Source organism: Vibrio methylphosphonaticus (genome assembly GCF_023634655.1).
Lineage (GTDB): Bacteria > Pseudomonadota > Gammaproteobacteria > Enterobacterales > Vibrionaceae > Vibrio > Vibrio methylphosphonaticus.
Genome location: NZ_JAMKMS010000002.1, coordinates 149,414 through 175,978, shown reverse-complemented (window position 1 = coordinate 175,978; position 26,565 = coordinate 149,414). Strand labels below are relative to the sequence as shown.

24 protein-coding genes are annotated in these 26,565 nt (G+C 45.6%); 12 read left to right on the top strand and 12 right to left on the bottom strand.

From position 1 onward, the window contains the following. Positions 1-6 precede the first annotated feature (6 nt). The 3 genes from M9196_RS03135 to M9196_RS03125 all read left to right on the top strand — a co-directional run bounded on the left by M9196_RS03135 (position 7) and on the right by M9196_RS03125 (position 5,057). The gene (locus M9196_RS03135; protein ID WP_250616071.1) at positions 7-339 is read left to right on the top strand and encodes a YnfA family protein; all 333 of its coding nucleotides are present in this window, start codon (positions 7-9) and stop codon (positions 337-339) included. Positions 340-629: 290 nt separating this feature from the next. Beyond that, positions 630-1,631 (top strand): metal-dependent hydrolase, encoded by a 1,002-nt coding sequence (locus M9196_RS03130; RefSeq protein ID WP_250616070.1) that lies wholly within the window; start codon positions 630-632, stop codon positions 1,629-1,631. Positions 1,632-1,883: 252 nt separating this feature from the next. Beyond that, positions 1,884-5,057, top strand: coding sequence for an HD domain-containing phosphohydrolase (locus tag M9196_RS03125; RefSeq protein WP_250616069.1), 3,174 nt, complete (start codon positions 1,884-1,886; stop codon positions 5,055-5,057). Positions 5,058-5,224: 167 nt separating this feature from the next. Here M9196_RS03125 and M9196_RS03120 read toward each other — a convergent pair whose 3' ends face one another. From M9196_RS03120 to M9196_RS03110, 3 genes are all read right to left on the bottom strand, one after another. Beyond that, positions 5,225-5,890: a 3-oxoacid CoA-transferase subunit B gene (locus M9196_RS03120; RefSeq protein ID WP_250616274.1), complete on the bottom strand. Its 666-nt coding sequence runs from the start codon at positions 5,888-5,890 to the stop codon at positions 5,225-5,227. Between the two features lie 55 nt (positions 5,891-5,945). Further along, on the bottom strand, positions 5,946-6,602 hold the full coding sequence (locus tag M9196_RS03115) for a CoA transferase subunit A (RefSeq protein WP_250616068.1): 657 nt from the start codon (positions 6,600-6,602) through the stop codon (positions 5,946-5,948). Between the two features lie 97 nt (positions 6,603-6,699). Beyond that, positions 6,700-7,911, bottom strand: coding sequence for an acetyl-CoA C-acetyltransferase (locus M9196_RS03110; RefSeq protein ID WP_250616067.1), 1,212 nt, complete (start codon positions 7,909-7,911; stop codon positions 6,700-6,702). Positions 7,912-8,137: 226 nt separating this feature from the next. Here M9196_RS03110 and M9196_RS03105 point away from each other — a divergent pair, with 226 nt between their 5' ends. Together M9196_RS03105 and M9196_RS03100 are read left to right on the top strand one after the other, a co-directional pair. Next, positions 8,138-9,016, top strand: a complete 879-nt coding sequence (locus M9196_RS03105) for a TIM barrel protein (protein ID WP_250616066.1) — start codon at positions 8,138-8,140, stop codon at positions 9,014-9,016. A 54-nt stretch (positions 9,017-9,070) separates the two neighbouring features. Continuing rightward, entirely contained in the window at positions 9,071-9,817 is a 747-nt protein-coding gene (locus tag M9196_RS03100; protein WP_250616065.1) for a sulfite exporter TauE/SafE family protein, read from the top strand. A gap of 31 nt (positions 9,818-9,848) precedes the next feature. On the opposite strand, the gene M9196_RS03095 is transcribed toward M9196_RS03100, so the two are convergent. The 7 genes from M9196_RS03095 to hutC all read right to left on the bottom strand — a co-directional run bounded on the left by M9196_RS03095 (position 9,849) and on the right by hutC (position 18,079). Then, on the bottom strand, positions 9,849-10,472 hold the full coding sequence (locus M9196_RS03095; RefSeq protein WP_250616064.1) for an HAD family hydrolase: 624 nt from the start codon (positions 10,470-10,472) through the stop codon (positions 9,849-9,851). A gap of 145 nt (positions 10,473-10,617) precedes the next feature. Further along, positions 10,618-11,160 (bottom strand): outer membrane beta-barrel protein, encoded by a 543-nt coding sequence (locus M9196_RS03090; RefSeq protein ID WP_250616063.1) that lies wholly within the window; start codon positions 11,158-11,160, stop codon positions 10,618-10,620. 274 nt (positions 11,161-11,434) lie between these two features. Then, complete coding sequence (gene hutH / locus M9196_RS03085; protein WP_250616062.1) at positions 11,435-12,967, bottom strand: histidine ammonia-lyase; 1,533 nt, start codon at positions 12,965-12,967, stop codon at positions 11,435-11,437. Positions 12,968-12,977: 10 nt separating this feature from the next. Continuing rightward, positions 12,978-14,687, bottom strand: coding sequence for a urocanate hydratase (gene hutU, locus M9196_RS03080; RefSeq protein WP_250616061.1), 1,710 nt, complete (start codon positions 14,685-14,687; stop codon positions 12,978-12,980). Between the two features lie 206 nt (positions 14,688-14,893). Then, on the bottom strand, positions 14,894-15,925 hold the full coding sequence (hutG, locus tag M9196_RS03075; RefSeq protein WP_250616060.1) for a formimidoylglutamase: 1,032 nt from the start codon (positions 15,923-15,925) through the stop codon (positions 14,894-14,896). After that, positions 15,915-17,135, bottom strand: coding sequence for an imidazolonepropionase (gene hutI / locus M9196_RS03070; protein WP_250616059.1), 1,221 nt, complete (start codon positions 17,133-17,135; stop codon positions 15,915-15,917). Before hutI ends, hutG begins: the two co-directional genes overlap by 11 nt. A 233-nt stretch (positions 17,136-17,368) precedes the next feature. After that, positions 17,369-18,079, bottom strand: a complete 711-nt coding sequence (gene hutC, locus M9196_RS03065) for a histidine utilization repressor (RefSeq protein ID WP_250616058.1) — start codon at positions 18,077-18,079, stop codon at positions 17,369-17,371. A gap of 311 nt (positions 18,080-18,390) precedes the next feature. Between hutC and M9196_RS03060 the strand changes: the two genes are divergently transcribed. Then, positions 18,391-19,005, top strand: coding sequence for a fumarylacetoacetate hydrolase family protein (locus M9196_RS03060; RefSeq protein ID WP_250616057.1), 615 nt, complete (start codon positions 18,391-18,393; stop codon positions 19,003-19,005). A gap of 9 nt (positions 19,006-19,014) precedes the next feature. On the opposite strand, the gene M9196_RS23460 is transcribed toward M9196_RS03060, so the two are convergent. Then, positions 19,015-19,149: a hypothetical protein gene (locus M9196_RS23460; RefSeq protein WP_284677072.1), complete on the bottom strand. Its 135-nt coding sequence runs from the start codon at positions 19,147-19,149 to the stop codon at positions 19,015-19,017. Between the two features lie 105 nt (positions 19,150-19,254). On the opposite strand from M9196_RS23460, the gene M9196_RS03055 reads away from it, so the two are divergent. Continuing rightward, complete coding sequence (locus M9196_RS03055; RefSeq protein WP_250616056.1) at positions 19,255-19,521, top strand: DUF5062 family protein; 267 nt, start codon at positions 19,255-19,257, stop codon at positions 19,519-19,521. Positions 19,522-19,523: 2 nt separating this feature from the next. Here the strand turns inward: M9196_RS03055 and M9196_RS03050 are convergent, their stop codons facing one another. Continuing rightward, positions 19,524-20,402 carry a DMT family transporter gene (locus M9196_RS03050; RefSeq protein ID WP_284677071.1) on the bottom strand — a complete coding sequence of 293 codons (879 nt, stop codon included), beginning with the start codon at positions 20,400-20,402 and terminating at the stop codon, positions 19,524-19,526. A 429-nt stretch (positions 20,403-20,831) separates the two neighbouring features. Here M9196_RS03050 and M9196_RS03045 point away from each other — a divergent pair, with 429 nt between their 5' ends. The 5 genes from M9196_RS03045 to M9196_RS03025 all read left to right on the top strand — a co-directional run bounded on the left by M9196_RS03045 (position 20,832) and on the right by M9196_RS03025 (position 26,517). After that, positions 20,832-21,425 carry a GNAT family N-acetyltransferase gene (locus M9196_RS03045; RefSeq protein WP_250616055.1) on the top strand — a complete coding sequence of 198 codons (594 nt, stop codon included), beginning with the start codon at positions 20,832-20,834 and terminating at the stop codon, positions 21,423-21,425. Positions 21,426-22,074: 649 nt separating this feature from the next. Continuing rightward, positions 22,075-23,247, top strand: coding sequence for a cytochrome c oxidase subunit II (coxB, locus tag M9196_RS03040; protein WP_455152723.1), 1,173 nt, complete (start codon positions 22,075-22,077; stop codon positions 23,245-23,247). Further along, on the top strand, positions 23,247-24,914 hold the full coding sequence (gene ctaD / locus M9196_RS03035; protein ID WP_250616054.1) for a cytochrome c oxidase subunit I: 1,668 nt from the start codon (positions 23,247-23,249) through the stop codon (positions 24,912-24,914). The genes coxB and ctaD overlap by 1 nt, the downstream gene beginning before the upstream one ends. An 81-nt stretch (positions 24,915-24,995) precedes the next feature. Then, positions 24,996-25,643 carry a cytochrome c oxidase assembly protein gene (locus tag M9196_RS03030; RefSeq protein ID WP_250616271.1) on the top strand — a complete coding sequence of 216 codons (648 nt, stop codon included), beginning with the start codon at positions 24,996-24,998 and terminating at the stop codon, positions 25,641-25,643. Then, entirely contained in the window at positions 25,636-26,517 is an 882-nt protein-coding gene (locus M9196_RS03025) for a cytochrome c oxidase subunit 3 (protein ID WP_250616053.1), read from the top strand. Before M9196_RS03030 ends, M9196_RS03025 begins: the two co-directional genes overlap by 8 nt. Positions 26,518-26,565: the final 48 nt, after the last annotated feature.

Below are 26,565 nucleotides of genomic sequence, written 5' to 3'. Positions count from 1 at the left end.
CGCGAATTGCTAGAAATCAAAACCCTTGGCCTGTTTTTTATAACAGCACTTGCAGAAATATTAGGCTGTTACTTGCCTTATCTGTGGTTAAAAGAAGATAAGTCGGTCTGGCTTTTGATCCCAGCTGCATTCTGCCTCGCTTTATTCGCGTGGTTGTTATCATTACACCCGACAGCCGCGGGAAGAGTTTACGCCGCATATGGTGGCGTTTATATCTTTGTGGCCGTTCTTTGGCTTTGGGTCGTTGATGGGATTCGTCCAACGTTGTGGGATATTATTGGTGTATCAGTGGCGTTACTCGGAATGGCAATTATCATGTTCGCACCCAGAACGACCTAAAATATGAGATGACGTCAACTGTCAGCCGTGACGCTACCTTGCCTTTACCTTGTTCATATCGCTTTATCTTTCCGCTTATATGCTAACTCGCCTCACTCGCGCATACTCAGCCTTGCATTCAATTAAACATATTTGCTATTGGAAGGTAAACCAAGACTGAGGTCTATATCCTTTCAGATTGGCCAAAATGTGCTGATGCAAACTTGAGGCAAGATTCTGTTACTAAACGTAATTTAGTGCTATAGCTGAATATACTAGGTTCACGTTATTCAGCTATTAATGAGTTAATTATGGATCCATTAACGCAGGGTTTATTAGGCGCGTCTTTGCCCCAATCGGTGAGCAAAAAGCAGCATTTTGTCGTCGCCGGGGTGTTAGGACTACTTGCGGGAATGGCTCCTGATTTGGATGTGCTCATTCGCTCGTCGAGTGATCCGTTGTTGTTTTTAGAATTTCATCGACAGTTCACGCACTCCCTTTTTTTTATCCCGATTGGCAGTTTAATTTGCGCCTTAGTTTTACACCGACTTATCGCTAAAAAACGTGGGCTGTCATTTAAGCAAAGTTGGCTCTACTGCGCCCTGGGTTATAGCACTCATGCGCTGTTGGATTCTTGCACGACTTATGGCACTCAGCTGCTTTGGCCATTCACCACTGAGCGCTATGCTTGGAATACCGTATCGGTAATAGACCCTGTTTTCACGTTACCAATATTGATATTGCTAGTATGTGCAACGCTAAAACGAAATCCCTGGCTGGCTCGGACAGCGTTTCTTTGGGCGCTGATCTATCCAACGCTTGGGATGATACAACGAGACAGAGTGGAAGCGGCGGGATGGCAATTAGCTAAGGAGAGGCATCATACACCCGTCCAGCTTGAAGCTAAGCCGAGTTTCGCGAATATTTTTTTATGGAAAGTGATTTACGAAGTAGAGGACGACTACTACGTTGATGCTGTGAGGGTAGGGATATCAGTAAAAACCTATCCGGGCGAATCCATCGCTAAATTAAACGTGAATCGAGACTTTGCGTGGCTTGACCCTGACTCTCAACAAGCCAGAGATATTGAACGTTTTCGCTGGTTTTCAAATGGGTATTTAGCGCAAGACCCAACCGATGAACAGCGTATCATCGATGTGCGATATTCTATCGTACCTAATCAAGTTAAGGCGCTATGGGGAATCAAGTTATCTCCGTTAGCGACCGAAGATACCCATGTTGAGTACACGACTCATCGAGATAATACCCCAGCCTCCAGACAACTCTTCTTCGATATGCTCACCGACTTTTGATGATTACCTATGTGAGTTATGTCATTTACAGGCAGTGAAATCCTTTGCAATGTGAACCGTTAAACTGTGGTTTTGAGATGGAACGCACAACTTGCTACAAATAAACTGCATTCAGGTGGTTGAACTGAAGTTTAATTAATAATGAAAACGCTATTTATAGCTAACCTGCTAATCTTAAAAAGGAATTGTATAAGATATGGTTTGTGTATCTAAGACCGCGTGTTAAAGATACGTCTCAAGGATAGAGTAACAATGAATAATACCAAGGTTTCATTCCGGGTCACGGTAGTGGGAATGTTTGTCGTCGCGACGATATTGACCGCCATGGTAGCGGTTTCGCTACAATACTATTTTAGTAAAAAAATGGCGACGGAACAGACGTTGTCTAGTCTCACTATGGTTTCCCAACAGTTGAATGAAGTCATTGGCAAAGTGGATGCCGATGCGACCAATACCGTTCAATTGCTCTCAAAGATTAACCGCTCGATTAGTCATCATTTATCGGATCAAGAGAGAAGGTCTATCTTATCTGAGGCAGTAAAAGATAACGATTTGTTCTACAGTATTTATGTGGGTTCCGACAACGATAATTTCTATCAGATTATTAATCTCGACGCTTCACCTGATGTTAGGAAAAAACTGGGCGCGGAAGCGAAAGACCGTTGGGTTGTGATCACCATTCGCGGTATTGGTACTCAGCGAACCCGGAAAACCAGCTATTTTGATGCGGCTTTTGACCTGAGAACAGAAACGGTTTCGAACAGTAATTATTATCCCACGACTCGGCCTTGGTATATTGAAGCTGACTATGAAACGGTGAGTAAAACGGATCCGTATTTATTCCATCACCTACAGGTCACAGGGCAAACCTATTCTTTGGCCTTTCAATCGAAACAAAATGATATCAGCCAACAGGTTATTGGGATTGATATTATTTTATCCTCGTTAGCGGATCAAATCTCAGCCACCTCATTGGGCTTGAAGCAGGACAGTGAAGTTGAAGCGTTTGTTTACTCTAAGTCCGGTAATATTATTGCCTCGAATAAACAAGCTTCACCTCAAGATGTGTTCCCCGAAAGCCCAACGCTTAATCTTACTGAAAGCCAAAAAGCGATCATCGCAAGTGCGAATCCTATTCTCATTTCCAACCAGAATGATTGGGGTCCTATGGATTATTCCGTGGCAGGTAAGCCAAATGGTTATGCCATTGATGTTATCGCTCTTATCTCACAGAGCACAGGTATTGAATTTGATTTTGTGAATGGATTTTCTTGGGGAGAGCTAACTACGAAATTTGCGCAAGGTGATTTAGATGCTTTGCAGTCTGTGCAACAGCAGCGGGGAAGCGTTGTTGATGACACGAAAGGTATTTATACACTTTCTATTTATGAACTGCCATTTTCCGTGGTAACCAAAATGGGATCCGAGAGCATTGCTCACTATACAGAGTTGGAAGGGAAGAAGGTCGCCATACTTGCTGGGTGGTCGATATCTCCTACATTAAGGCAAGATTTTCCAAATATTGAGCTTATTGAATTTGACTCGCTGCAAGCGGCGTTTGACTCCGTTGAGAACGGAGATTGTTTTGCGGTGATAGATTCAAAGCCAGTCCTTTCGTTTATTTTGGATAGACTATTTTACACCGATCTAAAGGTTAACGAAAACTTGAAAGACTTGAGTGAAAAGTACTCAATGGATTTTCATATTGTCGTCAATCGCGAGCTCGCTGATCTTGTGCCAATACTTGACCTGGCGATAAATAATATTACTCAAGCGCAGAGATTGGCTCTCGCAGGCAAGTGGTTTCATAGTAAAGGGGAGAAAAGCGATAATACTGTGCCATATACCGAGCTTTATGAACTGGTACAGTCTTCAACGTTGAGCGATGACATCATGATGATGACCTTAAATGGTGAAGAGAAGCACGTCTATCTAAAAGAGATCGAGACAGGGAAGCACTACTCTGAGTATTTTGCTGTTGTCATACCTGAGCGAGAGATCTTTGAGACGGTTCGATCTCGAGTGATTACCTCTATATTTATTACCTTGTTGTTAATGTGTTTAACGCTACCGCTTACGTGGGTGTTTGGGGCACCTATTGTCAGACCGATTAAGCAGTTGATCGTAGAGGCCGAAAAGATACAGGATAGGCATTATGAAGAGGTGGCGGTTGTTAACACGCCAATAAAAGAAGTGTGGGAATTGTCGGTTGCCATTAAAGATATGGCTAAAGAGCTAAAGCAACATGAAAAGACGCAAGAAGAGTTCGTAGAATCTTTTATTAAGCTGATTGCACAAGCTATTGATGACAAGTCACCATACACAGGGGGACATTGTCATCGTGTTCCGGAATTGGGCATATTGTTAGCGGACGCGGCTGAGAAATCTCAACTTAGCCATTTCGCACAGTTTAGATTTGAAAATGATGATGCAAAACGGGAGTTTCGTATCGCGGCATGGTTGCATGACTGCGGTAAAATAACCACGCCTGAACATATTGTCGATAAAGGCACCAAGCTTGAAGCGAACTACAACCGTATTCATGAGATTCGTACCCGTTTTGAAGTACTCTGGCGTGATGCTGAAATTGCAGCGTTACAACAGCGATTAAGTGGTCATCACAATACCGAACAAATCGAGTCTGAGTTGTATGAAGTTCAGCAGAAACTTAAGCAAGATTTCGAGTTTGTTGCTAACGCTAACGTCGGCGGTGAGTTTATGAGCGAGGAAAAAGTGGCGCGAATTAGGGAGATTGCGTCAACGGTTTGGGTGCGCCATTTTGATGACACGATAGGTTTGTCGCCTGCAGAGGAGAGCAATAGGGGAGAGGGCGCATCACTTCCATTTGAAGAGAGGCTTCTTTCTGATAAGCCTGAACATATTATTAAACGTGAGCAACCTATTTCGTTTGACCCTAAACATCAGATAGACATGATAGTCCCCGAACATCTATACAATCTTGGTGAAGTGTATAATTTAACGATTACACGCGGCACATTAACCGCTGAAGACCGATTTAAGATTAATGAGCACATGATAGGCACCATAAAAATCTTAGAGAGTATCCCTTTCCCTCAAGAACTCAGTCGTGTGCCACGGTATGCCTCAACTCATCATGAAACCATGAAGGGGACAGGATACCCAAGAAAACTCAAAGGTGAAGAGCTGTCGATACCTGAGAGGATTTTGGTTGTTTCCGATATATTCGAAGCACTAACCGCAAGTGATCGCCCATATAAGACGGCGAAGCCGATCAGTGTGGCGGTTGATATTATGTATAAAATGGCATTGGACGAGCACATAGATATAGAAACATTCAAGCTGCTGTTAAGTAGTAACGCTTATCTCATATACGCACAGAAGTACCTGAAGCCAGAGCAGATTGATGTCGTCGATGTCGCGAAGTATTTTCCTGACTTGGAATAGTGGTAGGGAACAGAGGAACGAATAGTTTCTAGTTAAATAAAAAAGCCCATACTGCCGACTTTTTCAAGCTGGTCAATATGGGCAACAATGACGTGGAGCGTCATAACGGTTTATAACGTTATAGCAGTACGTAGCGTAATTACGGTTGCTAACGTAATAAGCTACCGCTAGGGCTGCGGCATAATAGGTAACGGATTGGGGATCACAAGTGTTGCTTCTGTAGCTTGCTGGACTTCCTCTGGGCTGTAACCTGGGGCTATTTCGGTCAATATCATTTGTGAGCCGCAAATAGTAATAACGCCCATTTCTGTGACAACCATATCCACTTGATTGAGAGCGGTTAATGGCAATGAGCAGGTTTTTAGTAGCTTATGTTTACCTTTTGCTGTGTGTTCCATTGCCACAATGACTTTCTTAGTACCGACGACCAAATCCATCGCACCGCCCATGCCTGGGACCATTTTTCCAGGTATGATCCAGTTCGCGAGGTTCCCTTGCTCATCAACTTGCAATGCGCCCAGCACGGTGACGTCCACATGCCCACCACGAATAATGGTAAAAGAGTCTGCACTATCAAAATAGCTGGCACCGATACTTGCGGTAATGGGTTGACCACCGGCATTGACTAAATCGGCGTCACGATTACGTTCATTAGCGATGGCATCAATGCCCAGTAAACCATTTTCCGATTGAAGAAGCAGCTCAATATCGCTATTGATTTCGTTAGCGACAAGTGAGGGCAAACCAATCCCTAAATTGACCACATCGCCATCGTTTAACTCTTGTGCAACGCGCCAGGCTATGTTTCGGCGAATGGCGGCTTTATCAGTAATTTTTCACCGATAGGGGCGTTACCATAAAGTGACAGAGTTGAGAGGAAATTCGTCATTATTTTGCCTCCGTTTGATAAACATAATCGACGTAAAGTCCTGGAGTGTGGACACTTTCCGGCTCTATATCGCCAAGCGGCACCAAAGATTCGGCTTCAACAATGACGAGATCAGCGGCGGTTGCCATTAATGGGTTAAAATTTTGCGTTGTCTTGTTGTAGAAAACGTTGCCTTTTACGTCCACACGCGAACCCCGAATAAAGGCGAGATCGGCACGTAGTGGTTTTTCTAACAAGTAATCTTTCCCATCTATGTTGAGGACTTGCTTTCCTTCCGCCACCATGGTGCCTAAGCCTGTAGGGGTGAGAATTCCGCCTAATCCTGCGCCTCCCGCTCGAATACGCTCCGCTAACGTGCCTTGAGGAACAAGCTCAACGTCTAATGTGCCAGCGTTCATTTGGTTGCCAGTTTCTGGGTTTGTCCCTATGTGAGAGGCAAAGAGTTTTTTAATACGCTTGGCTGCAATTAAGCGACCTGAACCAGATGTTTGCGTGCCTGTATCGGTGGAGATTAGCGTGATGTCTTTAATGTTGTGCTCAAGTAACAGGTCGATAAGACCTTCTGGTGCACCATTTGCCATAAAACCACCAATCATGATGGTCATGCCATCATGCAGTTTTTCGGCAATGTCGTTGGCGGTGATTTTCTTTCTCATAATTTGCCCTTATACAGAGTTGGCTTAGCACTAGGCGTTGTTAGCGTAATTTCTTGTTATCATTTTATTCTTATTTACAAGGTTAAGAAGTGGGCCGCTAAGCAACACATCGCTTAACGATCACGGCGGTACCCATTCCTCCACCAATACAAAGTGACGCAAGTCCATAGTCTTTGTCTTGACCTTCTAGCTCATACACGAGGCTGACCAAAATTCGGATACCGGATGCACCGAGTGGATGGCCTAATGCAATGGCGCCACCATTATGGTTGGTGCGGTCGAGAATCCAGCTTTGGTCGACATTGTGTTGTTCAGCTAATTGCTTGGTCACACCAAGCGCTTGAGCGGCAAAGGCTTCGTTGAGCTCAAAAACCTCGATGTCTTGCAGTGATAACGCGGTTCTTTCAAGTGCATTGGCGATGGCCGGAACGGGCCCCAATCCCATCACTTCGGGAGATAACCCAGCTTGAGCATAACCAATAATTTCCGCTATCGGTTGCAGCTGATATCGTTCTACGGCTGACTTTGATGCCAAAATAATCGCAGCGGCGCCGTCGTTAATGCCAGAAGCATTGCCTGCAGTCACGGTTCCCTCTTTTTTAAACGCAGGACGCAAGCGAGCTAGGCTATCTGATGTGGTGTTCGCCTTTGGATACTCATCCATTTCAACGGTATATTGCTGACGACGTAACGACACATCTATTGGTTCGATTTCGCTTCTGAAACCGTGAGTCTCCAATGCATTTGCGGCTTTCAATTGGCTGTGTAAAGCGAATTCATCTTGCTCTTCACGCGAGATAGAGAGCGACTCAGCGATGTTTTCTGCGGTTATGCCCATGTGGTATTGATTAAAGGCATCGGTTAGACCGTCAGTGATAATGCTATCTTCTAAAGAAATATTGCCCATGCGAACGCCGCTTCGGACTTGGTGAGTCTGGACAAATGGCGCTTGCGACATACTTTCCATACCGCACGCGACAACAATCTCTGCATCCCCTGCTTTAATATGACTGGCCGCATCCATGACCGTTTTCATACCACTGCCACAAATCATGTTGAGGGTGTAGGCCGGTATCGTTTCTGGAATGCCAGCTTGCATTGCTGCTTGACGACCGGGGCCCATGCCAATGCCCGCGCTAAGGACATTACCGACGATCACTTCATCAATCAGGGTGGGGTTGATATGACATTGGCTTAGCGCACCTTTAATAGCCGCCGCGCCCAGTGCTGGGGCGGAAACCGGAGATAGGGCACCGTTAAAACTGCCTATTGGCGTGCGTTTTGCTGCGACAATATAGATAGGTTCCATGGTTATATCCTGTAATCAATGTACGCCGAAAGTAGCGGCTAAATGTTTAGTGATGAATCCATTCTAAAAGACGCAGTGACAGGTGTGTTATAGCCATTGGCAGAAACGCGGTTTGCATAAATGCAAAATGAAGCAAGAGGGGTTTAGAGTATATTGATTAGGTGAGAGCGCCACCATAACCGCACTGATTAAATGCCGGTATCAACCCATCACAAAGAGGATAGTCATGAATAACTTTATCGCGTGTGCACCCTGTTGTTGGGGAGTCGAATCGGCGACAAATGTGAACAACCCGCTCTGGACCACCGTCGTAACGGAAGGAAAATCAGCGGGGTATCAAGGGTTATACGGCTATATGCCTCTTGAAGGCGATGGTGTCAGTACCGCGATGTTAGAAAGTGGCTTAACAATTTGCGCGGGGACTATCTTTGAGCCACTTTCATCGATTGAAGATAAAGAAAGTATATTGGCTAGAGCCCATGACTTATGCTCGATGCTAAAACGTATTGGCAGTAAAAAAGTTGTGGTGATTGATTGTGTTAATGACTGTCGCAGCGCCTGCGCAGGGCTAAGCAATGAAGCACCGCGGCTTGATGATCAGCATTGGGACACCATGATGCAGACGATTCGCGAAATTGCGATCATTGCCGCTCACTATGGTATTCGACCTGTTGTTCACCCTCATGCGGGGGGCTACATTGAATACCGTGATGAAATTGACCGGATGCTGGCTGATCTTACCCATCATGAGGTAGGCCTTTGCTTGGATACGGGGCACTTGCATTATGCCGGCATGGATCCGGCTCAAAGCTTAATTGACTACGCTTCTCGCTTGGAATACGTACATTTCAAAGATATTAATCAGGCAGTGTTTGCCCAGGTTATTCAAAATAAAGTCGGTTTTTGGCAAGCGTGTGCACAAGGCGTGATGTGCCCCATTGGTGAGGGGGTCGTAGACTATGCGGCGGTGCACTTGGCGCTAAAGGAAATTGGTTACTCTGATTGGATCACTATCGAGCAAGAGCGAGACCCGAAAAACGCCGCTGGAACGTTAACCGATATTAAACAAAGCCGTGATTTTTTGTTTGCCAAAGGATTTGGCTAGTGGTTTCTCTCTTAATGGAAAGGGCGCAGATAAACGCGGGTCAGGGAGCGGGTTATGTTATTGGTGACTGACCCGTGGTTTTACATCACCGCGATTCCTGCTGTGCTGATTTATGGCATTGGTAAAGGCGGATTAGGCGGAGCATTAGGTATTATCGCAGTGCCCTTGATGGCGATGACCATTGCTCCGACACAAGCCGCTGCAATTCTGTTGCCGATACTATGCGTAATGGATGTGTTTGCTGTGAAGCATCATTACCGCAATGCAGATTATTCTGTGATTAAGCGGATGCTTCCTGGGGCGATTCTTGGGGTTGTGTTGGCTGGGTTGTTCTTGAGCGTTACCCCAGAAGCTGGCCTTAAATTACTGATCGGTACACTTTCATTGCTATTTTTCGGGCAATACTGGTTGGTGGACGCGAATAAGCAAAAACCAGCAGGAAAGTTGGGCGCGTGGTTCTGGAGTTTATGGAGTGGCTTTTCTAGTACCGCTATTCATGCGGGCGGCGGACCTGCGAGTATTTATATGTTGCCACTGAGACTGGAAAAAGTGGTACTGGTCGCGACAATGGCCGTGTTGTTTGGGTTAGTTAATCTCGTTAAGCTTGTTCCTTATACCGCCCTTGGTGAGTTCGATAGAGTCAACATATTCACCGCGCTTATTTTGATGCCACTTGCCCCAGTCGGAGTACAACTAGGGGTGTGGTTATTACATCGTGTTAGCCAGCAATGGATATACCGATTGTGCTATCTATTTTTGTTACTCTCAGGGATAAAACTTACCATCGATGGGCTTTCGTGATGGCCACCACTGGCTGGCTTTATTAAATAGATTACCGAATAATATTGAGCAACTGAGACATATGCTGGATATGAGTAGAACCAAACACGTCAATCTCTTCCAAGTGCGGGGCGTAGTAAACACTGGTCATTCCTGCTCGGTGCGTCGCTTGCAAACCCACTAAGCTATCTTCAACGACACAACAATGTTCTGGGGCAAACCCCATCGCGTGTGCAGCATGTAAAAATAACTCAGGTTCTGGCTTCCATGAGCCCACCTCATGAGCGCTGAATATTGTGTTGTCGAAGTATTTTTCCAGCCCGGTAACGTGTAAAGCATGTTCTATTTTGGCGCGTGGTGCTGATGAGGCTATGCAAAAAGGGATAGTGAGAGACTCTAGCACTTCGGCAACCCCCTCATTGGCGGTTAATTGTAGGTCGAAGAGATCACGAACTTTAAGGCGATACTCTGCCTCAAACGACTTGGGAAGCGTCAGTTGGCGTTCAGATTGAATACTGGACAAGATTTCAGTGAATTTAACGCCACGGTAATGGGTGATGAGCTGTTCCGCACTGTAGCGAACACCAACTTCAGCAAGTTGACGCTCCAAGGCAAGATTACAAAGACGTTCGCTATCGACTAACGTACCGTCACAATCAAAAATAATAAGCTGCATTCTAGGTGTCATAGTCTTGTAAAGTCTCTTTGTCGTATAAAAATTATGTCTAGTTATCATAAGATTAATAGAAAATATAACACTATAGCGCCATCACGTTTAGGTTATTTTGTGATCGGGGATCAGAGAATCTCCAATCATCTTTTTAAAATGCAAAACCTACGTTGAAAAATGTTAGGCCTTGTACACCAAGCTGTCCGCCGAAGGGGATGATGTCATGAGATACCTGTAGTGACAATGAATTCATATTGGCCGCTAAAAATAACCCAATGGTAAGATCTAACGGGTTGTTTGATTGCTGGGGGACCATGGACATCTCTGAATTTGAATAAGATGTGGAAGAGTAACTTAGTCCTCCTTTGGCTCCAACATAAAATGGGCCGGATACCTGATAACGTAAGGTAGAGCGCAGAGAGGCAGAATGAGTATGCCATTTTTCTTGGTAGTTGCTGTTCCAAAGGCTACCATTTTGTTCACCGCTCCAGTCTAGATAGGAAGCTTCAATCCCTACATGGTTATTAATTTGATAGCCTAATGCTAAGGTGGGTCCAAATTCAGCACTGTTGCCGCCTAATCCAGCGTTAAGGTAAAAATGAGTTGGAATGTAGGCAAAGGATAATGTTGGAACTAGGGTAACAAGTAAAAGGAAGGCCCTAACTATTACAGGTTTTATGTATAAATCGTTCATGCGAAAGTTATTCATTGGAGAGTAAGCGCTAAGTAAACAATAGATTGGACGGCATTATAGGTAGGGTTTAATGTGCTGCAACAATACTATGCTGATCACCTATCGGAAGGGGGTATGGGTTCTATTTGGTATTCGAATTGATTTGTGCGTCTCAAACAAAATTATCCGCTGTGGTTTTCTTATAAAGCTAGTTTTGGATTACAAAAAATAAACCGCGCAGAAAACGAGTATTCATGCACGGTTTTTGTAGAGATAGCCCTGTTAGAAAAAGAATCTAGATACTTGGTAAGATATTTTCCGGCATTAGCTGGTGATGCAGCGCCAGTTTAATAATGTCGTTTGCTTTGGCGATATCAGGAGCAAAGTAGCGATCCTTATCGTAAAACGCGACGGACTCCCTAAGTAGCTGTTTGCCTTGCTCAATTCTTGGAGATGAGAGCAATGGCGCTCTAAAATCTAATCCTTGAGCTGCGGCTAAATATTCAACGGCGAGAATGCCTCGGGTATTTTCTGCCATGTAACGCAGTCTGCGAGCGGCAAAGGTGGCCATCGATACGTGATCTTCTTGGTTTGCTGAAGTGGGTAAGCTGTCTATCGATGCCGGGTGCGCGAGGGTTTTATTTTCACTCGCCAGTGCGGCCGAGGTCACTTGCGCGATCATAAAACCTGAGTTTACCCCGCCGTTATCAACCAAAAATGGCGGGAGCTTACTTAGCGCATTGTCTATGAGTAGCGCCATTCTTCGCTCTGACAAACTGCCAATTTCAGCGATGGCCAGTGCCAGATTATCCGCTGCCATTGCGACGGGCTCTGCGTGAAAGTTGCCGCCAGAAATAATATCACCGTCGTCTGCAAATACGAGGGGGTTATCAGACACGGCGTTGGCTTCTACTTCCAGTGTTTCCGCTGAATTTCGTATTTGCTGTAAGCAGGCGCCCATGACTTGTGGCTGGCACCGCAGGGAGTACGGATCTTGAACCTTTTCGCAGACTTGGTGAGAGTCGCCGATATCACTCGATTGATCTAAAAGATGTCGGTAGGCGAGGGCGGCATCCATTTGTGCGCGATGTCCTCGTACACGATGAATACGAGGATCGAACGGTCGTCGGCTACCAAGAGCGGCTTCAACGGACATGGCGCCGCACAGAGTGGCCGAAGCAAAGAGGTCTTCAGCAACAAACAACCCTTCTAGCGCAAAGGCGGTGGAAGCCTGCGTACCATTAAGTAAGGCGAGCCCTTCTTTCGGTGCGAGGGTGATTGGCGTCAATCCAGCAATTTGTAGCGCTTCAAGGCCACTGATGATTTTGCCATTATGTCTGGCTTCGCCTTCTCCCAACAAAATGGTGCTCATATGGGCTAGTGGTGCGAGGTCACCTGATGCGCCCACGGATCCTTTCTGAGGGACACAAGGGTAAACCTGAGAATTAACCAGTTCCATTAATGCTTGAATGACGGGTAAACGGATACCTGAGTAGCCTCGGGCTAAGCTATTGATTTTTAGCAACATCATTAAACGTACGGTTTCGTCGCTCATGAGTTTGCCGATGCCCGCTGCGTGAGAGAGTACGATGCTTTTTTGAAGGACTTCGAGGTCTTCTGGTTCGATTCGGGTGTTGGCAAGCAACCCAAAACCGGTGTTAATGCCATACACGGTTCGATCCTCGGCAATGACTTGCTCGACAACACGCGTACTGGCCTCGATACCTTCAAAGGCATCGGGGTGAAGTGACAAATTAACTGGTGAACGGCTGATTTGACGCAATTGTTTCAGTGACAACTGACCTGGTTCTAGAACGAGTTTTAACATGATAGGCTCCTTAACCATTGTTGTGCTGAGAGTGGCTGCTGGTAGACTGAGTATCGAGCATCGGCAAATCAAGCCCTTGCTCGGTTGCGCATGTTTTGGCAATGTCATAACCGGCATCCGCATGACGCATGACACCAGTGGCGGGGTCATTATGAAGTACACGACCGATTCTGCGAGAGGCATCCTCGCTGCCATCACAGCAGATCACCATGCCACTATGCTGTGAAAAGCCCATACCGACGCCGCCGCCATGATGAAGTGATACCCATGTTGCCCCTCCTGCTGTGTTGAGCAGAGCGTTTAATAAAGGCCAGTCTGAAACCGCATCGGAACCATCCATCATGCCTTCTGTTTCTCGGTTAGGGCTGGCAACAGAGCCTGAATCGAGGTGATCTCTACCAATGACAATCGGCGCAGATAATTCGCCATTTTTCACCATTTCATTAAAGGCTTGCCCAAGTCGTTCACGGTCTTTCAAACCGACCCAACAGATCCTGGCTGGTAAGCCTTGGAATTGAATGCGCTCTCTGGCCATGTCTAACCAATTGTGAAGATGAGGGTTGTCGGGGATCAGCTCTTTCACTTTTTGGTCGGTTTTATAGATGTCTTCTGGATCGCCAGACAGGGCAGCCCAACGGAAGGGGCCGATGCCTTCACAAAATAGCGGTCGTATGTAAGCCGGGACAAATCCTGGGAAATCAAAAGCATTATCGACGCCTTCTTCTAGCGCCATTTGGCGGATGTTGTTGCCATAATCGGTGGCGACCGCGCCTTTAGCCTGCATTTCTAAAATGGCACGAACCTGTACAGCCATAGAGGCTTTCGCCGCTCTGACGACTTCCTCTGGGTGCTGTTCTCTTTGAGACTTGGCGTGCTCCATGCTCCAACCTTGGGGTAAGTAACCGTTTAATGGGTCGTGAGCAGATGTTTGGTCAGTGACCACATCTGGGGTGATATTTTTCGCGACCATTTCAGCGTAAACATCGGCGGCATTGCCCAGTAATCCAACAGAGATTGGCGTATCACTTTGCTCGATAATAGACAGCGCTTCGCTAATGGAATGCGCTTTGGTGTCGACATAACCCGTGTTTAATCGGTAATCGATGCGCGATTCATCACATTCAACGGCGATCATTGAAAAGCCTGCCATGGTGGCAGCAAGTGGCTGTGCTCCGCCCATGCCACCTAAGCCACCGGTGAGAATCCATTTATTTTTTGGATCACCAGAAAAATGTTGTTTTGCCATGGCGACAAAGGTTTCGTAGGTCCCTTGCACAATGCCTTGAGAGCCTATATAGATCCATGAGCCAGCGGTCATCTGCCCATACATCATAAGACCTTCTTTATCGAGCTCATTAAAATGCTCCCAAGTTGCCCAGTGCGGCACAAGATTTGAGTTGGCGATGAGTACGCGAGGTGCATCTTTGTGAGTAGGGAACACACCGACAGGTTTACCCGACTGCACTAGAAGGGTTTGGTCTTCTTCGAGACGCTTTAGTACTTCAACAATTTTGTCATAACAAGCCCAGTCCCTCGCCGCGCGGCCAATTCCGCCGTAGACCACAAGTGAATGAGGGTGCTCTGCCACCTCTGCATCAAGGTTATTCATCAACATACGCAGCGGCGCTTCTGTTAACCAAGATTTGGCATTCAGTGTTGTGCCACGTGGTGCTTGGATGGAGCGCTCTGTGTCTAAGCGAGGGTTACATCTGTGTGTCATGGTTCTTTTCCTTTTGATGGCTAACCAGAAGCTCTTTTATCGTCGTCCCTTCATTAAAGTGACAACGCCAGCCTCTTTATTGGTAGCGTTTAGAGTTATTGGGTTTACTTTTTTTAAGGTTTTAAGGTTTTAAGGTTTTAAGGTTTTAAGGTTTTAAAGCTTTATCGTTTGTAATGCGTGTGTTCTAGTCTGTCTTTTGAGGAGCGCTATTTTGTCTCAGATAGCGCGGTCATAATTTGCCAAACTAGACGAGCCGCCAGTTTGGCGGTGCGACCATCGATATCAAAGTTTGGGTTGTACTCGGCGACATCCGCGAGGCGAAGTTTGTCTTTGTGCTTTAATATGGTTTTGAAATATGGGTAAAAAATCTCTGGAGACAGACCTAACGCGGCTGGCGCACTGACCCCCGGTGCATGAGCGGCACTAAATACGTCAAGATCGATGGTTAAATAGAGGTGATCGACGTTGTCCATGAACTGTTCTAGCGCTTGTAAATGAGGCGGAGTGACCTCAAATAGCATGTCTTCATCAAGCAGAGTGTGTACATTGAGCTGCTCGGCACGCTCAAATAGCGCCTTAGTATTGCTGGCTTTGCTGACGCCGATACACAGGTAATTAAACGCTAGCTGATGCGATTGACAGTAGTCAGCAATTTGAGAAAAAGGTGTCCCCGAGCTAGGTTGTAAAGTTTGGCTATCCGTACGCGATCGATATTCTCTGAGATCAAAATGGGCATCGAAGTTTATGATACCGATGCGTGGCGTCTTATCGTGCTTGGTTAAGTTCTGAGCAAGCCCAAGAAACGAAGACCACGCAATTTCATGACCGCCACCCAGTACTATAAGGGGGGCATGGTCAAGTTCACGACTAATAATCTCTGCGGTCAGAGCTTGGTTTTCTTCTAGTGCTTTTGATGTTGTAGACACGTTTGTGGTCACATTGCCTAAGTCATACAGCGTGGATGCTTCATGCCAAGCTAAGTTGCAAAGGGCTTGACGAATACGATCCGGAGCCTGACTGGCACCAATGCGCCCTTTGTTTCTTTGTACGCCCTCGTCGGTTTCAAAGCCCAGTAAGGCAATACTTGGCGGCGTTCCGGGTGCTGGATTGGCGAGTGCAGTTAATGTCTCGACTGACTTTACCACATGGTGAAGACGATAGCGTTTTTCACCATCTTCTTGGTCATCTCGTCCTTGCCAATGGAAGCGATGGTTGGTTTTTGCACGATCATTGGACATCTTCAACAACTCCACTAACGACTCGATGTTTAAGCTCACCCATGCCTAGTTGATAGCTAAGCTCACTTGGATGCGCGATGTCCCAAATCGCTAGATCTGCGGTGAAACCGACCGCAATTTTTCCGAGGGTATCTTGTTGCCCGATGGCTCTCGCAGCGTGGCAGGTCACGCCACGTAAGGCTTCTTCAGGGGTGAGGCGAAATAGGATACAAGCCATATTCATGGTCAAGCGAAGGTCTGCAAATGGTGAGGTGCCGGGATTGAGATCTGATCCAAGAGCCATAGGCACTTTATGCGATCTGAGTGCTTGAATTGGCGGTAATTGTGTTTCACGCAAAAAGTAGAAGGCGCCGGGCAACAAAGTGGCGACCGTGCCGCTTTGCGCTATCGCTAACACGCCAGTTTCATCAAGATACTCAATATGATCAGCGGAAAGCGCGTGATATTGCGCGGCAAGTTGCGTTCCCCCTAAATTACTCAGTTGTTCAGTATGTCCTTTAATCGCCAAGCCATGGTCTACGGCTGCTTTAAATACGCGCTCTGTTTGCTGTAAGTCGAAGCCGATTGATTCACAGAAAACGTCCACTGCATCGGCGAGTTTGTGCTTGGCTACGTAAGGAATGATAGTACTGACAACGTATTCAATGTAGCCATCGGCATCATTTCGAAATTCTATCGGCACGGCATGAGCCGCAAGCAGCGTGGTGGTGATTCGTATGCGTCGATGTTGTTCTAATGACTTCGCCGCAATAAGCATTTTCGCTTCATCTTCCAGTGTCAGACCATAACCGGACTTAATTTCTACGCTGGTACAACCGCTTTTGATGAGGCTGTCTAGACGAGGTAAGGCGAGCGCAATAAGTGACTCTACATTCGCTGCACGCGTTGCTATTACGGTGGTGTTTATACCGCCGCCACGCTGTGCGATGGACTCATAGGACTCGCCTTGCAGTCTTGCTTCAAACTCTTCAGCGCGGTTGCCCCCGAACACAAGATGAGTATGCGGATCGATAAAACCAGGTGTAACGATAGCGCCTTTGCAATCCAAGTGAGGAAAGCTTGCGTAGGTATCTAAGGCAAGTTCGCACTCAGGCAATAGACGAGTAATCACGCCGTTCTCAATGACGACGGAGGAAGGCTTGGATGGGACATATCCGCTTGTACCGTCTACCATGGAGATCAGTTTGGCATTGGTTAGAATCAGGTTCATATTGGTTCGCTCATTATTGTATATACAAATATTTAGTTTAATCTATACAATTGATCAAGAGGATCGATAATAAAACGTGATCGTTGAGGAATTATTGAGCAGGAAATTTAAAGAGTAGGTGGGGTGTGGGACGGTAAATCCATGCATTTTCCGCCAGCGTTGGTTCGATCTATTTAACGGTTCTATTTAGCTATTTAGCTATCTACTTAACGGATCATTAGAGTAACGGGTCATTAGAGCGTGATTTTTGAACTCAGTTGGTAACGGCTGCCTGGATGATAGAGTAGGGCACTGCTGATTAACTTATCACCACTCCATGTTCTGCGGTGGAGAAGTAGGCAAGGCTCGTGCGCACTCATGCCAAGCAGAGACGCAAGGTTAGCGTCACAGGTAATCGCTTCGACGGTATGTTCAACGGCACTCATTGGGCAATTTTTACTAAGGTATTCATTAGGCGTAACAGTAGTGAAGTCTTGCTGGTGGTAATCGGGCGCATATTTCGCGTTCACCCAGCGGCATTCGAGTTGGATGGGCTGTTCGTCTTCTTTATGCAGAATTTCACTGTAAAAAACGAGGCTGTCTAACATGATGCCGAGTTTAATCGCGATTGCTTGATCAGCATTGATCGCCATATGTTGGATTACTTGGCTTGAGTATGCTTTGCCTCGCTGCTGTACTTCTTCGGCAATGTTTCGAGTATCCAGCAGGGGCGATTCTGCTTTTGTTGCCGGTGCTTTTACAAAGGTGCCTAGGCGAGGTTTTCGTTCTAGCTTACCTTCTCCAACCAAATCTCGGATGGCTTTGTTCACCGTCATTCGACTGACAGAAAACTGCTTGGTCAGTTCCATTTCTGTTGTGATCTGATGACCCACAGCCCAGTGACCGCTTTCGATATTACTTTCGATGAAACGTTTGATTTGGATATACAGTGGTTCAGATGACATACAGTGGCTACTTCGCTTATTCAATTGAATATACAAATGGTCATGTAAAATGACTCAAATTGCAAGGTTCAATAAGGATTGGTGGCAGATAGTCAGACAAAGACCAAGTTGTGGTGTGTATTTGACTCGAAACACAAACCTCGATCTTCACCTCAACTTTACAAAAATAGTGATAAAATCATCAAGTTGTCATTGATGTTCCGTTATTATACGTGGCTAGCATTGCTGGTTGGCGCTTGTCGCAGAATACACTCTCTGTATGACCGCGATGCGTTCTTGATATGAATTGCCGGTATGTCTAAGGAAGGATGATGAAAACAGTTTTAGTCGACAATGAGCAGCACACCCCATCTAAAATACTGTGTGTTGGGCGCAATTATGTTGAACATATTGAAGAACTTGGTAACGAAGTGCCAGAGAATATGGTGGTTTTTAACAAGCCCAATTCAAGCATTGCGACAGAACTTTTTTCTTTTATCGATGAGCCACTTCATTATGAAGCTGAAATCTGTTTTTTAGTTAAAAACCAATGCTTTTATGGGGTTGGTTTTGGGTTAGATTTAACCAAGCGCGCACTGCAGTCGAAGCTAAAATCAAAAGGTCTACCGTGGGAGCGGGCAAAAGCGTTTCACCACTCTGCTAAATTCAGCCGTTTTGTGCCACTGGACGGTATTGATATTAATGAACTGGAAGTCGAACTATTTATTAATAGCATGCGGATGCAGCTTGGTGGTACTAAGCAAATGATCTATAAACCTGATGTGATTTTGTCCGAGTTATTGTCGTACACGGATTTAGAAGATGGTGATATTGTCATGACAGGTACGCCTAAAGGCGTTGGTGAAATTATGGCAGGGGATCGCTTTCTTGGTCGTATTAAGCACCATGATGCCACCTTGATTGAAATAGAATGGGTGGCGGTTTAAACCAAACCGCTATTCGTTGCCGTTGTCCTTGCCGTCGTTAGAGAATACCGCTTGCTCTTTGATGTATTGTGGTACATCGCGAAAGACGCTTGATTTTATCGTTTTATGAGTCGATGGATTCATATTCTTGTACGATTTATTCATAAAACCAAGCAATTAAGTCTCGGAATTGCTACTGACTTAAAAGCGAGCCGCGGCGTTTTTGATTTATAATTATCAATTAGTGTATTCATGAAAGATGGTGACTTAATGTCAAAAACAACGAAGATTGAAAACGAAGATAAGCTGTTCAAAAAAGCATTAGAGCTTGGTGCTAAGATTGCAAAAATGCAAGGTTATCAACTATCTAACCAAGGCACGACTCAAGCCATGAAGGCGAAAGCTATTTACCTTTTTCTAGTCGAAGTTAAACAAATAACGCCACTTCCTGCCGACAAGTCTGATCTTAAGAATATTAAAAAGCGATTAGCGCTATGGCTTCATAGCGCTTTACCTGAGGATGACCCTCTAAAGTAACCTCATTCTTTAACCGTTTGCCGTTGCTTGGCAGGTAGCCATTTCCGCCACTGAATGGGCATGATTGGGATGACAATCAAGCCAATGCCAAGCAGCGTCAGTAAATCTGGTATCTCATCAAACCACATTACCCCAAACAAGGTCACGAAGACCAATCCTGAATATTCAGCCAGCGCGATTTGATTAGCTGGGGCTTTCTTATAGGCCATGACGACTAATGCGTGATAACCCAGAACGAATAGGTTGATTGCCATGATCCAACCGACATGTCGCCACTCGATGTCTGCCCATTGAGGCAAAGCAAGTGCGAGTGCTAGTGGGAGAGTCATTAATCCAGTCCAAAAAAGTGTGGCGATAATGTGCTGATCGTCAGGAAGACGTTTGATCAGAATGTTGCCCACACCCATCGCAAGTGCGCTGCCTAAGCCAGCAATGGCTGCCCAATGAAATTGCTCGGGGCGCAGTACGATCAATACCCCGATAAAGCCAATCAATGTGGCGATAATTTTGGTTGAATTGGGTTTTTCTTTTAGTAACACGACAGATAACGGAAGCATCAGAATAGGACCGACATAAAACATCGCATTGGCGGTGGCGAGTGTTAAATGCGTGATGGCAATCATTGCGCAACCACTGCCCATGAGAATGAATTGCGCCCGCAAAAAATTGATACGACATCCACCCTGCATGCGACGTGCTGTAGGAAGCTTGAGCCAAAAGGGAAGCAGCAAGAGTACGCTTAGTAATTGCCTAATAAAAACGTATTGAAACGTTGGCACTTCTCCATTCAGAACTTTCAAAGATACGTCGGAAAATGATGCGAGTAAGTTGGCAATAATAAGAAGAAATAGTGCTTGATTGGTAGTGTTACTTATCGGCATAGGGCAGTAGTGCTGCGTCACATAAAAGGTGGCGAATCATATACTGGAATAGAGAGAAATAGAACTAAAATCCACACTAAACAGGGTGTTAATTTCATGTTGTGCCAAGGATGCTGACATGGAACGTCCCGATTATCCTCTTAAGGTATCGGTGAGGAAAACGAAAAGTTAGGCTAAACAATGCGTTGGATACTTACCGTGGGCGCATTTCTCTATCCTTTAGGTGGCAGTGTAAGAACTTTCAGCGTTCTATTGCAATTAAGTAGTTGATATTGACAAGATGCTCAACTCCTGTTTTATTGAGGATTACGTATAAATGAAAGTACGGTCAATTAATTTTAGCAAGTACCCTTTTGGGTAGTGATGGCGCCATGAGTGTTTGGCGTTAGTTGATGGACTAGTCATTTGGATCCATTTTGAGGAAGTAATATGTCTGAACTAAAAATTATAAAAGCTGACTATTCTGCTGTGCCAGCACTGAGTGAAATGTTTATTGATGCATACGCAAATAACGAAGCCATGCAAGCGGCTTTACGACAAGATGAAGCTAGCGACTTTGCGCATGCTTCATACTGGCGTTGGGCACTTGGAGAGTGGGGCCTAGCGGGTGGTGAGGTATACACCACACCTGAAAATGAAGGCTGTGTGATCATGCGATCTCCGGGTAAACATGAAGCCGATATTATGCAGAAGATGGAGTTGCTTGCGATTGTGACGCGCATGATGGGTTCGACGAAAATTGAATTGGCGAAGGAAGTTTGCGAGCAAATGTTGGCCGTTCCTCCTCTTCAAGATTGTTATTGGTTATGGGGATTGGGTGTTTCTCCGAAAGCCGCTGGTAAGGGGTTAGCGGGCGCGCTGATAAAAACGGTGACCGACCAAGCCGATGAAACGGGTAAGGCAACGTATGTGGTTGCGTCAAGTGAGACCGTAGTGAAGACGTTCGAGCGCAGAGGCTTTAAAGTGTTATCGAAAAGTGAGAACTTCCCCTATTGGTTCATGCTTCGACCGGTTCAAGCTTAATCACGAATTACGAATTACGAATTACGAATCACGAATAACTAAGGGCCAATGACATCCATTCGCCCTGCAAGTTAGACTCGATTATCAGAGCGCTAGACTTTTCGTCTAGCGCTTTTTTTATACGGTACCGGTCGATGGAATTGAATCTACTGAGGGCATCGATTGATAAATTCGAATCGAGATTCTATTTTGGTATTTGTCAAAATTTTTCGAAAATCCAATCAGCCTTCATCACAAAATCAAGCCTTTTATTTTTCTTCTTGCAGAACTCGACTTCTCTAACTAGCATTTAATTAACAAAAATATAACAAATGCTTACGTTATATTGATTGACACTAAACCTAATAAGTAAGTGGTTCGTTGTTTGCTTTGAGTATTTACCTGTTGGGTTTGTTTGAGTCTTTTGGCTCACCTTGCTTCGCTAATTTTTAGTGAAGCGTGCTAGAACTCAATCCTCTTTTCGTTGGCTATTTTACTGGTTACCTGCATATTGCGGGTACAAAGATGAAATGGTTTTCAACGGCAAGACGAAGTGGGTTTGATTACGTCATCACCATCCTAATCAGTTTGATCACTGCTTGGACGTGCTTGGTAGATGCTTAAGGGGAACCACATCAGGACAGGTGTGGCTAGGCAAAGGAGAAATCTTTTGAAAAGATTGCTGCCCGTTTGCTCATGGATTGCGATGACGGCGATGCTCGCCAGTCAGCCTGTGAGTGCTGAATCAAACAACTACAACCTCACCCGTGGGGTGACGGACATTAGTAACAAGGTCTATGACCTTCACATGCTTATCTTCTACATATGCTGCGCCATCGCATTTTTAGTCTTTGGTGTGATGTTTTATTCCATCATCAAACATCGAAAATCGAAAGGCGCTGTCGCCGCCAACTTCCACGAAAGTACCAAAGTCGAAATTCTGTGGACAGTGATTCCTGTCATTATCCTCATCGCAATGGCGATTCCCGCGACTAAAACGCTAATCGCCATGGAAGACACGTCTCAGTCAGATATCACGATAAAGATCACCGGCTCACAGTGGAAATGGCACTACGAGTATTTTGGCGAAGATGTCGGTTTCTATTCACTACTTGCAACCAGTCAAAAGCAAATCGATGGCATTGAAGAAAAAGGCGCTCATTATTTACTTGAAGTAGATAACCCGCTTGTGCTTCCAATCAATAAAAAGATTCGCTTTCTCATGACGTCAGATGATGTGATTCACTCATGGTGGGTACCAGATTTTGCGGTCAAAAAAGACACGATACCGGGCTTCATTAATGAAGCATGGACTAAGATCGATCAGCCAGGTGTCTATCGAGGGCAATGTGCTGAACTATGTGGTAAGGCTCATGGATTCATGCCGATTGTTGTGCATGCGATGTCGCAAGAGGATTACGACATGTGGCTAAGTGACAAAAAACAAGAAATGGCATTGGCGAAAGAGGAAGCGGCGAAATCGTTGGATGCAACCTTATCAATGGAGACGCTGATGGTGTTAGGTGAAGAGGTATACACCGCTCGTTGTGCCGTATGTCATCAGGCAAATGGAAGCGGAATTACGGGTGCATTTCCTGCGATAGCGGGGAGTGCAGTGGCAACAACTGGAGAGGTATCGGTGCACCTGGCTAAAATTGTCGATGGTGTGAATGGTACAGCGATGCAATCTTTTGCCAATCAGCTTAGCGATAAAGAAATCGCAGCTGTCGTGACTTATCAACGAAATGCTTGGGGCAATGATACCGGTGATACGGTGCAGGCGTCAGATGTAAATGCGTACAAAACTCAAGGAATGGAGCCCGTTAGCTCCGAGGAGCAGTGATGAAGATGGATCCTATGGAAACAACAAAATCGTCAGCTGCGACAGATGCTGAATTGAGCCGTGCGGAAAGTGGTGCACTCTCCGAGGGGCTATTACACGACGAGAGTGAACATGATGAGCATCACGCGACACCAACGGGTTGGGCACGCTGGGTGTATTCCACGAATCATAAAGATATAGGTACTCTCTATCTTTGGTTCAGTTTCATCATGTTTTTGACGGGTGGTGCGATGGCGATGGTCATTCGCGCAGAGTTATTTCAGCCCGGTTTGCAGTTGATTGATCCGCATTTCTTCAATCAGATGACAACGGTTCACGGTTTGGTGATGGTATTTGGTGCCGTCATGCCCGCCTTTACTGGACTCGCAAACTGGATGATTCCGATGATGATCGGGGCGCCTGATATGGCGCTGCCTCGTATGAATAACTTGAGCTTTTGGATTCTACCTTTTGCGTTCCTTATCCTTCTATCTTCGTTGTTTATGCCCGGTGGTGGGCCAGATTTTGGGTGGACATTTTACGCCCCATTGTCCACAACCTATGGCCCAGACAGTACTGCGTTGTTTGTCTTTTCAGTCCACATCATGGGTATCAGTTCTATCATGGGTGCCATCAACGTCATTGTGACTATTTTCAATATGCGTGCTCCGGGTATGAAGTTGATGAAAATGCCGCTTTTTGTGTGGACATGGCTAATAACCGCGTTTCTGTTGATTGCCGTCATGCCGGTACTGGCAGGAGCGGTAACCATGGTGTTGACAGACAAGTACTTCGGAACCAGTTTCTTTGACGCGGCTGGTGGCGGTGATCCTGTGATGTTCCAACACATCTTTTGGTTCTTTGGGCATCCAGAAGTTTACATTATGATTTTGCCATCATTTGGCATCATTTCCGCCATTGTGCCTGCATTTAGTGGCAAGAAGTTATTCGGCTACCACTCTATGGTTTATGCCACATGCAGTATTGCTTTACTGTCCTTTTTAGTGTGGGCGCATCATATGTTTACCACAGGAATGCCCGTGTTTGCCGAGCTGTTCTTTATGTATTGCACCATGCTGATCGCGGTTCCTACAGGAGTCAAAGTCTTTAACTGGGTCGCAACGATGTGGCGTGGGGCGCTGACCTTTGAAACGCCAATGCTGTTTGCCATTGCTTTTATTATCTTGTTTACCATTGGTGGCTTTTCGGGGCTGATGCTAGCGATCGTGCCTGCGGACTTTCAGTATCATGATACATACTTTGTGGTGGCGCATTTCCATTATGTTCTCGTCACTGGGGCTGTCTTCTCGATTATGGCTGCAGCATATTATTGGTTACCTAAATGGACGGGACACATGTATGACCATAGGTTGAGCTTGTGGCATTTTTGGTGTTCGGTTATCTCCGTTAATGTGTTGTTTTTTCCTATGCATTTCTTAGGGTTAGCAGGTATGCCAAGACGGATCCCTGATTACGCCATTCAGTTTGCCGATGTGAACCAGATAGTGTCCATCGGAGGCTTTGCCTTTGGTCTATCTCAACTTATTTTCTTATGGTTGGTGATTAAGTGCATTCGCGGTGGTGAGAAAGCGCAAGCGAAACCATGGGAACGAGCTGAAGGCCTAGAGTGGACAGTGCCCAGCCCAGCACCGCATCACACATTCTCTACGCCACCACGTATCGATTAATAGGCGGGTATCTTGATCGAAGGTAAACCTAAGTCGTCCAATAAAAAACTGATAGCCATCCTATGTGCTGCGGTACTTGGCATGTTTGGATTTGGGTTTGCACTTGTCCCTTTGTATGACGTGATGTGCGATGTATTGGGCATCAACGGCAAGACGAACAGTGTATCTGTGGTGCAGCCAGTTGGTATGCAGGTCGATACATCAAGAACCGTTCGTATTGAGTTTATGTCACATATCAACCCAGATATGCCTTGGGCGTTTACGCCTGAAAAGGTTTCTATGGATGTCCATCCAGGTCAGGTTATACAAACTGCTTATATCGCAACAAATAACGCAACACAATCATTAGTAGGACAGGCAGTTCCTTCGGTCTCTCCTGGGACGGGAGCGGCGTACTTTAATAAAATAGAGTGTTTTTGCTTTAATCAACAGCCACTAGAAGCAAACGCTCAGGCAGAAATGCCGCTCATTTTTTACATAGAGCCTGATGTGCCTGAGTCGATACATACTCTGACTTTGTCATACACGCTTTTTAACATTACTAAAACGACCAATGTTACTAATACGACCAATAGTACTAACAGAACCGATAGTACTAACACAACCAACATTACCAATAGTGCCAGCAATAGTGACTCAAATAGCGTTAATTCGCAGGAGATCGTTGATGTTACTCAAAGCAGTACAGGCCGTAAAAGCGCACTAAACAGGGAGTTAAGCAATGAGTAAACCTCAATCTTATTACGTTCCAGCGCAAAGTAGCTGGCCCATTGTTGGCGCCATAGCGCTTTTCTTAGTGGCCGTAGGTGCGGGCTTAACTGTGCAACATTTAGAGGCTGGAGGGGCAGGGAGCGTCATTGGTAATGTGATCTTGGCGCTAGGCTTCGTTATTTTACTTTATATGCTGTCAGGTTGGTTTAGTAACGTCGTGACCGAGTCTTTATCAGGCCTCTACTCCGAACAAATTACTCGCTCATTCAAGCAAGGGATGAGTTGGTTTATTTTTTCAGAAGTGATGTTCTTTGGCGCTTTTTTCGGTGCACTGTTTTACGCGCGAATGATTTCTGTGCCATGGCTCGGTGGTGCGGACAACAATGTGATGACCCATGAAGTATTATGGCCAGCATTTGAAGCTATGTGGCCGTTGACTCTGACGCCTGGTGGAACGGAAACAGAAGCGATGCCTTGGCAAGGTTTACCGCTCAAAAACACCGTTCTCCTGCTGTTGTCTTCCATTACCTTACACATGGCTCATGTCAGTTTAGAAAAAAACAAACGTACTGCCCTTATTGTGTGGCTGGAAATTACTATCGTATTGGCGGTGTTCTTTCTCTATTTTCAAACCGTAGAGTACGCGCATGCCTATCAAGATATGGGATTGACGCTGCAATCGGGCGTGTATGGGAATACTTTCTTCATGCTCACGGGATTTCACGGCTTACATGTCTGCTTGGGAACCATCTTTTTAATCGTATTGCTATTTCGAATTGCTAAAGACCACTTCACTCCCAAGAATCATTTTGCTTTCCAAGCGGGTAGTTGGTATTGGCATTTTGTCGATGTGGTGTGGTTATGTTTGTTTGTCTTCGTGTATGTGTTGTAGAAGGCCAGCTTACAAGGATTAGGATTTGAAACGGTCGAACGAACGATT